Below are 12,809 nucleotides of genomic sequence, written 5' to 3'. Positions count from 1 at the left end.
CAAATCAAGAAAATCAAGGTTTACATTCCCTTAACAAAATAATCTCTATATTTGTAAGGTAAACTTACAAGTTTAACTGATTAATTGTATGAGCGACGAAAAAGAGATCCAACTGGCTTCCGAATTGAGGTTTATCATAGGGAGGCTGAGTAAAAAAATTAGGAAGACTTCGGCTACTGCTGAAAAGCTTTCGCTTACCGAGCGGTCGACCATGGCGCTGATCTTTCAGCATGAAGAGATCCTGCCCAATGAGTTGGCAGCTATGGAGAAGATCACCACGCAATCCATGTCGCAGATCCTGAGTAACCTGCTCAACCTTGGGTTGATCAAAAGGCGTATCTCCGAGCTGGATAAGCGTAAGGTGATCATTTCACTATCGGAAGCTGGGATCAGCCTCATCCACAAATCCAGGAGTGAAAAGGATGAATGGCTTAACCGTGCGCTCGAAACTACCTGTACTGCCGAAGAGCAGGCAGTTTTAAAGAAAGCCCTGGCACCCCTGGCCAAACTTGTTGACTTTGATTAATTAATAAAAACTGACAGAAAGGGATAAATGAGTAAGTTAAGTACATTCAACGCTTTTAAAAGCCGCAACTACCGGCTGTATTTTGCCGGGCAATCCGTTTCATTGTTGGGTACCTGGATGCAGAAAACCGCTGTAAGCTGGGTGATCTATTCGCAAACACACTCCAAGTTTATGTTGGGGCTAACCTTGTTTGCAAGTTTGTTCCCCTCGTTTCTTTTTTCGTTTTTGGGCGGTGTGGTTTCTGACAGGTATAACCGCTTTAAAGTATTGTTGTTTACGCAAGTGGCTTCCATGGTACAAGCCATTTTGCTCACCGTGCTGGTGTTTTTTGGGTATTATTCGGTTTGGGCTATCATGGCTTTGACTGCTGTTTTAGGGCTGATCAACGCATTTGATGTTCCGGCAAGACAATCGTTGGTATATGAAATGGTTGATGATAAATCCGACCTGCCTAATGCGCTTGCCCTTAACTCTTCCATGGTGAACCTGTCGCGGTTAATGGGGCCGGGGATAGCGGGCCTGATTATTGAAAAATTTGGCGATTCGGTTTGTTTTGGGGCCAATGCTCTGAGCTTTATTGCGGTAATTGGCTCATTGCTGATGATGCGTTTGCCCGAATTTATGCCCAAGCCCCACGGTAAAAACGTATTTGCCGATCTAAAAGACGGCTTCGAATATATCCGCAATACCCCCACTATAAAGTTCATGTTACTGATGCTTGCTTCCATAAGCTTGTTTGTACTGCCTTTCAGTACGCTGATACCGGTTTATGCTAAGGACATATTTAAGGGAACGGCCTCTACTTTTGGGGTTATAGATAGTGTTATAGGGCTTGGTGCTTTTGGCGGCGGGATTTTCCTGGCCTCATTAAGTGCCGGTACCGATCTAAAAAAGATTCTGGCCGTTAATACGCTGATATTTGCCGCGGGGCTAATCGCATTTTCGCATATGCACAATTATCCTGTTGCGCTGTTTTTTTCAGCAATTATCGGTTTTGGTATGATGTCGCAGGTTACCATTGGTAATACCATTATCCAAACTACTGCGACTCCCGAAATGCGAGGCCGGGTAATCAGTTATTACGCTATGTCTTTTTTTGGGATGCAGCCGCTTGGTGGACTGCTTATTGGCGCAGTTTCACAAAAGATAGGCGTGCCCGATACCGTTATGGCCGAAGGTATGATAGCACTGCTTTTAGGGGTTTTACATTTTGCTTTTTTAAGGCGCAGCAGGCTTAAAAAGAAAACTATGGAAGCCATGCAGCAGCCCGCCGAAGCAATTTCTTAAACAATCAACTACCATGATAACTACATTAGATCAAAATACAGCACTGGTGCTGATAGATTTGCAGAAATACATTGTACAGCTTACATGTGCCCACCCAATGGCCGGCATTTTGGAAAAGTCGGCTCAATTGGTTGAAGCCTTTCGTAAGGCCGGTAAGCCTATTGTTGTTGTTCATGTAGAACCTATAGGTGCGGCTTTTAAAACCAGGCGCGACAACAATAGAAACAGCATGACCGAACTCCCCGCCGATTGGAACGAAATTGCGCCTGAAATTGAGACCGGGCCAACGGATATTTTTATCACCAAAAAAACCTGGGGCGCTTTTTATAATACAGGTCTGCACGAGGAATTGCAAAAGAGAGGCGTCACGCAAATTGTACTGGCCGGCGTAGCCACCAGCATAGGTGTTGAAGCTACTGCCCGCTCGGCCAACGAGCATGCCTACAATATAGCCTTTGCTAGTGATGCCATGACAGATATGTTTCCCGAAGCGCATGCCCACAGCTTTAAATACATTTTCCCGAGAATAGGGCAGGTGGGTACTACCGCCGAGATTATTGAGAAGTTGGGATAGATGAGGGTAAGTGTATAATAGGACGCATCTTTGCTTTGTATCTACCCTTAGTAAGTTGAAGAATAAGACTTACAAAGCTTCAAAAATTTCGTAAGTCTTATTCTTCTGGTCATCCATTCTTTGTGGTTCTGTTTCGGCGAACAAACAATCTCTATGCAATAGGCATTTATAGTTAAATTAGCAGTGTGGATATTGCTACTAAACCGCCTATGAAAAAGATCTCCCCGCTTAAATCCCTGGTAGTTTTAATTCATTTGCAGTGCTTATTTATTTGCTTCACAAACAAAGCTTTCGCTCAGGCGGATTCGGCGAAAGTCACCGTAAATAGTCCTGCATTTATTCCCCCCGCTGTTCAGCGCTGGGACGACCGTGTCATGATCGATCTGCAAAATCAACGCACACCCGGCCAAACAGGTTTTTTCATGTTCCTGAGCAAGAATGTTTTGTACGGCGATATCGGGATCCCGGCGGGCTTACTGGTAGGAGGTATTGCAAGCAATAATAAAGAAATGCGCCAAAACGCAGGTTATGTAGCCAGCAGCACGGCCATATCATATGGTTTTATGCTGCTGATCAAGCATCTGGTGAAAAGGCCGCGGCCATTTATTCAAAATATCAATATCACGCCGGTTTACCGGGCGGGCGGTACCTCGTTCCCCTCGGGGCATACTTCATCAAGCTTCGCTACGGCTACGGCTTTATCGGCGGCTTATCCTAAATGGTATGTGATAGCGCCATCTTTCTTTTGGGCGGGCGCCACCAGCTATTCAAGAATGTATCTCGGTGTTCATTATCCAACCGATGTGGCAGCCGGGCTAACAGTAGGGGCGGGAAGTGCGGCGGCTATGTCGTTTTTGAAAAAGTAGAGGTAATTTATCGCCTGAAAGTCTTTTAGTTATGATTTAATCGCTATCTTTAGTTATCAATTTGTCAGATATATGATTGCCATACTTGATTTTTTAGCTGGATTATTACTCACCGACTGGAAGCGTATCCAGAGGCTTAAATGGAACCGCAACAGCTAAGTATACACTTAGCTTCCCGGCATTTTCCAACTATCTTCGGTTAAAACAGGATTAAACTCGATAGAGGTCGTGTTTGACACCAGTTTGTTTTTTCCGTCGGATGATTCGGTGGTAGCAGGATAGGTGATGCCATTGGCTTTTGTGAAATCTTTGTAGATAGAAATATTAGCAGGCGCTGAATTGATGGAGTAAGCATTTCCTTTCAGGCTATAATCACTACCAATCAGGTACAACAGTTTATTCTTACTTCTGTAAAAAGTGACGATATAATCATCGCCCGATGCGGATACTGTGCCTGTAAGGAAAGAGCTGTTTAGTTTTTTATGCAAGCCCAGGATCCCCTGGTACAGGCTTAAGGTTAGTTCGTCTTTTTCATCCTGCGTTAAAGGCTTTTTTGTGCCGTTCATCCATTGCCAGCCTTCGTTTCCGTCCAGCTGTTTTACCAGTAGTAACTTGCCGTTCTGTCTTACTTCTGCACGGATCCTGTTATTAAGGATATCGGTTAAAGCGATAATTTGCATGTTACCTGTTACCGTAGCCGTTTCCCTAACAGTTGTTAACTTGTCTATGTTTTCGCCACCATATTGTGCCCTGAGTTGGGTAAGCAAACGGGCCGGCGCAGGCAGGCCGGTTGCTGCAGGTTCACTTGTATTTGTCTTTGAACCAACGGAGGTTCCTTGTGTAATTGCAGGCTTTTCTTTTTCGTCGTCCTCTCTGAAATAGAATTCACCATTCAATAAAACCAGGTCTTCTTCATTTGGCGGACTGTAAAAGAAGCTGTGTTTGGCAACAGTGCCATTACCAAATGTTAAAGTTATTTCTTCATCGCCCAATTTATAAGTTCCACTGGTTTTACCGTTTTTTTCAAATTTACCACCTATAGTACCGCCCACTGCATCACCCGTTACACCAACAACGCTCGACCGTTCTGTTGAAAAATTTCCTTTACCATCAAAATAAATTAAATCAGAAGAAAAAGCGCCCACCGCCGGCATTCCCGTACCTATTCCCCCACTGGTGGAAGCGCTTCTTTTTTCATATAGCCCGGCAGGGATAACAGTTACTTTTTTAACCTTATACAAGGTATGTTTTATCCCTGCTGTACTTTCAAGGTGTCCATTAGCTGCCAGTTTATATTTTTTGCTTTCGTCGCCGTTTTTAAATGTGAGTTGTACAAGGTTGTTCTTAACTGTGTAAGAACCGCTGGATTTGGTTTTCCAGTCTGCCTGGTTCAATGCGTTATTGAAAGTGCCATCGCTCCGGAAACTGATCACGATATTGTTGATCTGCATGCCGTTAAAAGGCGTGTTGTATAACTCTGCACCAATGTATACGCCATTGAGCGTTGGTGATTGTGCGCACACTAAGGAGGTTTTTACAATAAACAGGCACAGGAAGAGGAGAAGGTTTTTTGTCATCAGGTAAAGAACCCGAAAAACTGTACCAAAGAACCTGTAGTAAAATTAATTTTCCGTTAAATCTTTAAAAGATATGATATTTTCTTCGGTGAGATAAATACGTATATGATATATTGATTGTATTCTTAATTGATAACAAAAAACAAGGGCGGCACCATTTGATACAGTTGATGTATAGAAATTATGCCATCTGTCGTCCGGCGAATAAGATTAATAAAGTTGATCATTTAAAAAATTAACATTATTAAATTAAAAAAGTAATATCTTGACCTCAACGGTCCGATGATTTTCCCGGGTAACGGACTGGTGGTAATCTATAAAAAATGAATACAAATATTGATCAAAACGGCTCAAGAAAGATAGGATTAGTGTTGTCTGGCGGGGGGGTAAGAGGGGTGGCCCATTTGGGGGTGATGCAGGCCCTAACCGATTATGGTATCAAATTCTCGCATATCTCGGGCACAAGTGCAGGCGCAATAGCTGCGGCTTTTTTTGCAGAGGGATATACCCCAAAAGAAATTTTACGCGTCATCAAAGACAACAGCCTGCTCAAATTGCTGCGCCCGGCATTTGGCAGCAACGGTTTGATCTCAATAACACATGCCAGGGTATTGATCAATAAATATATTCCACATAATTCCTTTCAAAGCCTCAAAACACGTGTTACCATTCCGGCGGTCGACATTGGAGAAGCAAAACTGGTTTATTTTACCGAGGGCGAGTTGGATATAGCAATTTTAGCGTCATGCTGTTTGCCAGGTATTTTTAGGCCCATCATCATTAACGATCATATGTTTGTTGATGGCGGCATACTCAATAATTTTCCGGTTGAACCATTGGTGGGCAATTGTGACCTCATCATAGGTTCATGCTGTAACCATTTGCCTGTTGTTTCAACAATTAAATCCTTTGTGAACCTGGTTGACAGGGCGGCCATGATAACGATTAATTCGGGCCTCAATGCGCATAAAATGTTGTGCGATATAGTTATCGAGCCGCGTGGCTTGGGTGGTTATGGTATTTTTGATACCGATGCCGCCGAAGAAATTTATATGATAGGGTATGAAGAGGGTTTAAAAACCATCAACAGCAACGAAAAGTTAAAAGAGGTTATTCATAGGCTGAAAGGGTAAGAACCTGTCCGCAAACGATACTGCAGTGTAGCTTTAAAATTGTCGTTAGTATTGGATAAACGATCTGAAAACAGATTTGGTAATGTCTTAAAATAGATGGAAATTGCTCAGGAAGCTGTGCATAAAGAAGTATTTAACAGGTGTTAAATAGCATTCAAAATACTGTACAACTTTCCTTCTATGTTATAGCAACTTAATCATACAAACAGAATTAAACTATGAAAAAAGTAACGGGCCTTGGAGGCGTATTTTTTAAATGCGACGATCCGAAAGGTATGAACGAATGGTATGTCAAAAACCTTGGACTGCCTTCCGGCCAATACGGGACAACGTTTGAGTGGCGGCATGCAGATGATCCGTCGAAAATAGGGTCCACCTCCTGGTGTACGTTCCCGCAGGATACCAAATATTTTAATCCGTCGACTAAGCCTTTTATGATTAATTACCGGGTAGAAAATCTTGTTGCACTGGTAGACGAATTAAAAAAAGATGGCGTAACCATTATTGACGAGATTGCCGAGTATGATTATGGCAAATTTGTTCATATTCTCGATCCGGAAGGGAACATTATTGAGCTTTGGGAGCCAGGCGATGAATCGGAACCGGATAGTGCTGCGGGATAATTTAGTTCTAAGTTGAAAGTCTTGAGTTCTAAGTTAGGATTTATCCCTATCGACTTAGAACTTAAGACTTTCGACTTAAGACTTCTTACTAACGATCAGGGAAACTTAACCCCGTTATAATCTGATATATTCACCTGTGGTATTGATGAATTATATTTATCATTGATGGCTTTGATAAATTCATTGGCCACAATTGCATACCCGCGCGGTGTAAGGTGTACTCCATCCAATGAGAACAGACCGCCGCTGATGTAATTTGAATTAACGCTTACCCCGTCAACCACCAGACCGTTCAGTTTAACATTTTGCAGAAAGGTATATGCATCAAATACAGCCAGGCCTTTTGCTGCCGCTATAGATTTTATGGTGGTGTTATAAGAAGTTACATAATCCTCGGTAAGGGCAACCTCCTTTTCGTCAAGTACATATTGGTTATCTATCGGCGTATACGGCGTTAAACCGTAAGGCAGGTTGCCAACAGGAGTTGCAACCGGCTGCCCGATCTTGCTCGTCGGAAAGGTAAGTACGATAAGATCGTTAGGCGTTGCTGCGCGCGGCGCATAAGTACTGCCCGAAACCAACGCGTTGATATACAATGCTTTTGCACTTGGATTGGCTTTTTGTACGCCAGCCAGTATTGCAGAAACGGTGATGGTATTAAAATAAGGTATTGAGGTTACATCCGGTACGGTTGCAACTACGCCTTTCTGTCCCTTAGCAGTGAGGGTGTTGATCAATACATTATACAAGGCAGCAAAAGTGTTTTTATCTGTCAGCACGTCGCCGGCCCCACCGGATGTGGCGTAACTTAAAGCGTCATTGTTCCCCAGCCAGTTTGAGAAGAAAGTGAATGGCTTCGACATTACAAAATTGAGATAAGAGGTGGAGTTTGTTGGCGCGTTACCGGGCAACAGTCGTTCAAAATACCCGTTAAGGTTGCCATAAGGTGCGTAGGTGATATGCATCAGCTTAATGCCGGGCACACCGTAATTATTGATATCGCCGGTGTATTTGGTATATAAAGTCACGTTTCCGAAGCCGGGTACAGGCAATAAGCCGCGTACTGCCAGATTGGTAGTTACAGGAGTTGTAATCGGTGTGCCATCGGCATTAAAGCCGGTAAGTGATAAATACCCGGACCCATTTGCCTGGGCCGTGCTGAATAGCGGCTGCGTAAATGTACCCCCGCCCACCGACTGCATTTGCTTGCCGATGATGCTGGGATAAGATACCTGCTGACCTGCAAGGTATAAGCCCCCATCGGCATAACCGGCAGTGAGCGAATTACCCAACGCAATGTATCTTGAAAAATCGACAGAACCTGCGGATGGTTTTGGCGTATGGATTTCGGGCTTGCAGGCACCTAATAACAGTAACCCTGCAACAATATAAATATGTAGTTTAAACGTTTTCATGAACTGATTTCTTTAAGGATTACCAATGATAGGCTAATGAGATACCTGGTATGTAAACATCGGTTTTAAATGTTCCCGATAATTGCGATTCGATATTGGTTTGCGTGCGCTTCATTAGGTGCTCGTACTCAAAGGAGATATCTATATCCAGGCGTTTGGCTACGGTATAACCTAAGCCCAGGGTACCATAAACCCGGTTGGCATCCGGCACTTCGGGAGTTACATAGCCATCTAAAACGGCGGTGCCGCCATAGCCACCGCCAAAACGCAGGGCCAGTTTATCGGTAGCCTTATATTGAGCGCCCCCGCGTAAGCTAAACGCCTGTTGGTAGTTCCGGGCGGAGTGGGTGTCCTGTAATACAGCCGTATTGTTTTTATAATCAAACGATAGCGTTTTATAACTATCCCAGTTAACCAGGTTAACATCAATGGCCAATATCCATTTGCTGCTGGGGTAAAAGCCGAAACCGATGGAGTTAGTGGCCGGTAAGGGTATGGTTGAACTAAAGGTATTGGGCTGAGGGAAACTACTTTGCAGCGATGCAGGTACAGTAAAAATAGCGTTCCCTGCCGAAATTGTGGTATTTACCTGCGAGCGGTGTGTGATCCCTATGGTAATACCTGCTTCTGTTTTGAAGTAAACGCCCGCGTTCCACCCGTAGCCTTTGCCGCTGCCTTTCAACCGGGCCTGTCCCGGGTCGCCGTTGCTGTTTGCAAGTGGGATAGCCCGCGTCAGATCAACGCTGCCATGGTTGTAAACGAAGCCTCCGCCGATGCTCATCCAGTCGGCCAGTTTTATACTTAGTGTTGGCTGAATATAAATGGCTTTCAGGTCGAGGCTTTCCAGTACATATTTGCCCTGCCAGGTATTGCCCCAGTCGGTTAAACCGCCAAAAGGGGTATAAACGCCAAGTCCCAGTTTCCAGAAGGAAGATTTAGGGCCCCATACCGCATAAGCATGGAACGGAGTAGCAACTTTATTAGAGGTATGGTCCTGTATTGATGTCCCCGAGGGGTTGAAAACAGATTTGAACAGTAAAGGGCTTATTCCTCCCTGTATGTAATTTTCGGGCAGCATGGCTACTGCGCCGGGGTTAAAAAATACGGAAGCTCCATCCTGTACGATACCCGTACCTGTATGGCCCATTCCTATTTGCTTTTGTCCCCCAAGGTTCACCTGGAAACCCTGGGAAAAAGCTAACAGCGGTGCTGCGGTGAGCACCAATAGTAGAATTTTTCTCATAAAAATATAATTGGTTCGTGACAGGAAATTGCTTGTAGGTTACAATTTGAAACTGTCAGGGATAAAATTAGTTTGGATTAAAAAGAAAAAAAGGGCTATAATGCGGAGATATTAGTCAAAAAGTCGGATAAAGCTTATTTTTAATATCAGATAAGAAAATTGCTTTACAATCGTCTTTAATAAATACAATAGTTAAAATTATATATCTAAACTATATGAATAATAAAGTTGGACAATTAAGCCTGTCGAAATTTGCAGATCTTTATGCAGACAAGCTGGCTGGTGCCGATTTTTTTGTTGTTGACGAAAAGCAATTATTGAGCCTGAGCGAATATCCTTATCGTTCGGACGGTTATATTATAGGCATTTGTACCAGGGGCACAGCCAAAGTAGAAGTAAACCTGCAGGTTTACGATGCCCGGCCGGATGCCATGCTTCTGGCAACCCCCTTTCATGTTTTGAGGATTTACGATAGCAGTGCCGATTTTTTATGCCGGTTTGTTGTTTTCAGCAAAGCCTTTTTAATCGAAAATAACGCCAATAGCCATTTCCTTGAATCATTCAGTTATTTTAACAGCGCATCTATCCCGGTAATTTATCCGGGCAATGCCGATGCCAAAATGATACTGGAAATTTATTTATTGATCCAGCGCAAATTAGCGCGCGAAGGGCATCCTTATGATGTTGAAATATCCAGGAGCATATTAATGACGCTGCTTTACGAAATACAGGCCATTTACGAAAAGCAACACCTGATAATAAAAGGTAAACAAACCAGGAAACAGGAACTGAATGTACTTTTCCAATCCCTCATTTTCCATCATTATAAAGAACACCGCAGCGTGCAATACTATGCCGACGCGCTGTATGTATCTCCCAAACATTTAACCGAAACCATTAAGGAAGTAACCGGGCGAACCGCGGGCGAATGGATAGACGACGCGGTAATATTGGAAGCCAAAGTATTACTGAGGAATCACGAGATCAGCATCGCCCGCGCCGCCGAGAGCATCCATTTCCCCGACCAATCATCGTTTGGCAAATATTTTAAGAAACATACCGGCATGTCGCCTTCTGACTATAGAGCGATATCTGCGCATTGATTGTTGTCGTTTAGACAAAAACATCTCATTGCAAATAACGAGCAGGGCACCCGGAAAAATCGTGATAACGTATAAAATATTTTTTAGCGATGGTGCGAGGGGTTGCGTTAGGGATGGGAGCGGATACCGGCCTGTGGCTAAGGCCTGTGTAGTATGAGCGTACAGCCCGGGCCGCAGGCAACGCCATAATTAATGCGGATCCGGTCGTGTGTTTGATAATCAATGACTTAAAACGGCGCCATTATAGGCGGAGTGTGGTAATGCACAGAAGTGTACCCATCTTGTGTAACATGCAAAGCCTTCGCGCACGAAATAAACTAAGGGATAGGTTAATCCTTCTATCAATGACATTTTTTTCCTCTGAGCACTTCTGCTTTATCGTTATACCACATTTTTCAAACCTGATCATCCCCTCTTCTTTCCGACTTTTTGACTAATATCTCCGCATTGCTGCCCTTTCTTTGGCTTAATAATGCCTCTAATTTTACTCCTGATTATAAACCAAAAAACTTTATGAATGCCACAGAACCGATGAAAGCCATAAAAGGAGGGGAGTTTCTGATCAGGGAAACTTCTGCGGATAGCATTTTTATTCCCGAAGAATGGAATGAAGAGCAGTTAATGATCGCCGAAACATGTACCAATTTTTTGGCACAGCAAGTAACACCAAACCTACAGCGCATTGACGAGCAGGAAGAGGGATTAATGCGTCATTTAATGGACGAAGCAGGCGCACTTGGATTGTTAGGTATCTCCGTGCCCGAAGAATACGGCGGTTTTGGTAAAGATTTTAAAACCGCCATGCTGGTTACCGAAAAGCTGGGTGCCGGTCACTCATTTTCGGTTGCTTTTTCGGCGCATACGGGTATCGGCACCATGCCTATATTATACTATGGCAACGATGCCCAAAAACAAAAATATATTCCTAAACTGGCCAGCGGCGAGTGGAAAGGGGCGTATTGCCTTACAGAGCCAGCCGCAGGCTCAGACGCCAATTCGGGTAAAACCAGGGCAAAACTTTCTGCTGATGGCAAGTACTATCTCATCACCGGGCAAAAAATGTGGATCACCAATGCCGGTTTTGCCGATGTGTTTACCGTTTTCGCCAAAATAGACGACGATGAAAACCTGAGCGCGTTTATTGTTGAAAAGGATTTTGAGGGTCTTTCGCTAAATACGGAAGAACACAAAATGGGGATCAAAGGGAGCTCAACGCGCCAGGTGTTTTTTAACGATTGCAAGGTGCCGGTTGAAAACCTCCTTTCCGAACGGCAGAATGGTTTTAAGATAGCAGTTAACATCCTGAATCTCGGCCGCATCAAATTAGGCGGCGGCACCGTTGGGGCCAGTAAGGATGTGATCACCTCATCGGTACGTTATGCTAATGAGCGGGAGCAGTTCGGTCGCGCTATTTCCAAATATGGGGCGATAAGATATAAACTGGCCGAACAGGCTATCCGTACTTACGCGGCAGAATCGGCCGTATACAGGGCCAGCCAGAATATGGAAGAGGCTACAGAAATGTTAATGGCATCGGGCCTTGATGAAAACAAAGCCAAGCTGAAGGGGACTGAGCAATTTGCCATCGAAGCAGCTATCCTAAAAGTTCATGCTTCGGAGGTTCTGGACTATGTAACCGATGAAGGTGTGCAGATTTACGGTGGCATGGGCTACAGCGCAGAGGCGCCGATGGATAGGTCGTACCGCGATTCCAGAATCAACCGGATCTTTGAGGGCACCAATGAAATCAACAGGTTGTTAACCGTTGATATGATGCTGAAACGTGCCATGAAGGGTGAGCTTGACCTGATGGGGCCAGCCCAGAAAGTAGCCGGTGAATTGATGAGCATCCCCGATTTTGGCGCAACGGAAGAAGATGGCCTGTTTACTAAAGAAAAGAAATACATAGCCAATTTTAAAAAGGCCATATTGATGGTAGCCGGTAGCGCTGTTCAAAAACTAATGATGCAATTGAGCAAAGAGCAGGAAGTATTGATGAACCTGGCCGATATGCTGATAGAGCTTTATGTAAGCGAATCGCTGCAATTGAGGGTAGAGAAATTGGTTAGCTTAAGGGGCGAAGAAGCGTGTAAAGAACAACTAGACATAATGCGGGTGTACATCAATGACGCAGCCGAACATATTGCCAAATCGGGTAAAGAAGCACTGAACTCATTTGCCGAAGGCGATGAAAGAAGGATGATGCTCATGGGACTTAAGCGTTTCACCAAAACCGAAGATATTAATACTACCCAGGCACGCAGAAATATCGCTTCAAAATTGATTGCTGAAAATAAATATTGTTTTTAGTGCTGCATTTAAGCTAAAAAAAATCCCCTCTTGAGAGGGGGCGCGAAGGAACGAGTGATAGCAGGGGTGTGTTTATGCTGTATGCTTATCAAAGCAGAGACACACCCCTCCGCCCCTCTCAAGAGGGGAATCGCGCGTTCCCATGCTTTTTA

11 protein-coding genes are annotated in these 12,809 nt (G+C 44.1%); 8 read left to right on the top strand and 3 right to left on the bottom strand.

Annotated elements, in window-relative coordinates; all coding sequences use genetic code 11:
* Positions 1-88 precede the first annotated feature (88 nt).
* From ABID99_RS16505 to ABID99_RS16490, 4 genes are all read left to right on the top strand, one after another.
* On the top strand, positions 89-526 hold the full coding sequence (locus ABID99_RS16505; protein ID WP_373614395.1) for a MarR family winged helix-turn-helix transcriptional regulator: 438 nt from the start codon (positions 89-91) through the stop codon (positions 524-526).
* Positions 527-553: 27 nt separating this feature from the next.
* Positions 554-1,813 (top strand): MFS transporter, encoded by a 1,260-nt coding sequence (locus ABID99_RS16500; RefSeq protein ID WP_373614394.1) that lies wholly within the window; start codon positions 554-556, stop codon positions 1,811-1,813.
* 13 nt (positions 1,814-1,826) lie between these two features.
* The gene (locus ABID99_RS16495) at positions 1,827-2,387 is read left to right on the top strand and encodes an isochorismatase family protein (RefSeq protein WP_354481386.1); all 561 of its coding nucleotides are present in this window, start codon (positions 1,827-1,829) and stop codon (positions 2,385-2,387) included.
* Between the two features lie 209 nt (positions 2,388-2,596).
* The gene (locus ABID99_RS16490; RefSeq protein WP_254780040.1) at positions 2,597-3,253 is read left to right on the top strand and encodes a phosphatase PAP2 family protein; all 657 of its coding nucleotides are present in this window, start codon (positions 2,597-2,599) and stop codon (positions 3,251-3,253) included.
* Between the two features lie 167 nt (positions 3,254-3,420).
* On the opposite strand, the gene ABID99_RS16485 is transcribed toward ABID99_RS16490, so the two are convergent.
* A complete protein-coding gene (locus ABID99_RS16485) occupies positions 3,421-4,830 on the bottom strand; it encodes a hypothetical protein (protein WP_354481391.1) in 1,410 nt (469 codons plus the stop codon).
* A gap of 323 nt (positions 4,831-5,153) precedes the next feature.
* Between ABID99_RS16485 and ABID99_RS16480 the strand changes: the two genes are divergently transcribed.
* On the top strand, positions 5,154-5,963 hold the full coding sequence (locus ABID99_RS16480) for a patatin-like phospholipase family protein (protein WP_090523867.1): 810 nt from the start codon (positions 5,154-5,156) through the stop codon (positions 5,961-5,963).
* Between the two features lie 218 nt (positions 5,964-6,181).
* A complete protein-coding gene (locus tag ABID99_RS16475) occupies positions 6,182-6,586 on the top strand; it encodes a VOC family protein (protein WP_188833120.1) in 405 nt (134 codons plus the stop codon).
* A gap of 95 nt (positions 6,587-6,681) precedes the next feature.
* Here ABID99_RS16475 and ABID99_RS16470 read toward each other — a convergent pair whose 3' ends face one another.
* Both ABID99_RS16470 and ABID99_RS16465 read right to left on the bottom strand, forming a co-directional pair.
* The gene (locus tag ABID99_RS16470; protein WP_373614393.1) at positions 6,682-8,001 is read right to left on the bottom strand and encodes an SGNH/GDSL hydrolase family protein; all 1,320 of its coding nucleotides are present in this window, start codon (positions 7,999-8,001) and stop codon (positions 6,682-6,684) included.
* A gap of 19 nt (positions 8,002-8,020) precedes the next feature.
* Positions 8,021-9,244, bottom strand: coding sequence for an OmpP1/FadL family transporter (locus tag ABID99_RS16465; protein ID WP_090523876.1), 1,224 nt, complete (start codon positions 9,242-9,244; stop codon positions 8,021-8,023).
* A 215-nt stretch (positions 9,245-9,459) separates the two neighbouring features.
* Here ABID99_RS16465 and ABID99_RS16460 point away from each other — a divergent pair, with 215 nt between their 5' ends.
* Both ABID99_RS16460 and ABID99_RS16455 read left to right on the top strand, forming a co-directional pair.
* Complete coding sequence (locus ABID99_RS16460; protein ID WP_090523879.1) at positions 9,460-10,347, top strand: AraC family transcriptional regulator; 888 nt, start codon at positions 9,460-9,462, stop codon at positions 10,345-10,347.
* 513 nt (positions 10,348-10,860) lie between these two features.
* Positions 10,861-12,657 carry an acyl-CoA dehydrogenase family protein gene (locus tag ABID99_RS16455; protein ID WP_373614392.1) on the top strand — a complete coding sequence of 599 codons (1,797 nt, stop codon included), beginning with the start codon at positions 10,861-10,863 and terminating at the stop codon, positions 12,655-12,657.
* Positions 12,658-12,809 lie beyond the last annotated feature (152 nt).

The organism is Mucilaginibacter sp. OAE612 (assembly GCF_041806395.1).
In the GTDB taxonomy this organism is placed as follows: Bacteria; Bacteroidota; Bacteroidia; order Sphingobacteriales; family Sphingobacteriaceae; genus Mucilaginibacter; species Mucilaginibacter rubeus.
The sequence above is the reverse complement of the archived record's forward strand: the minus strand, read 5'-3'. Positions and strand labels throughout refer to the sequence as shown.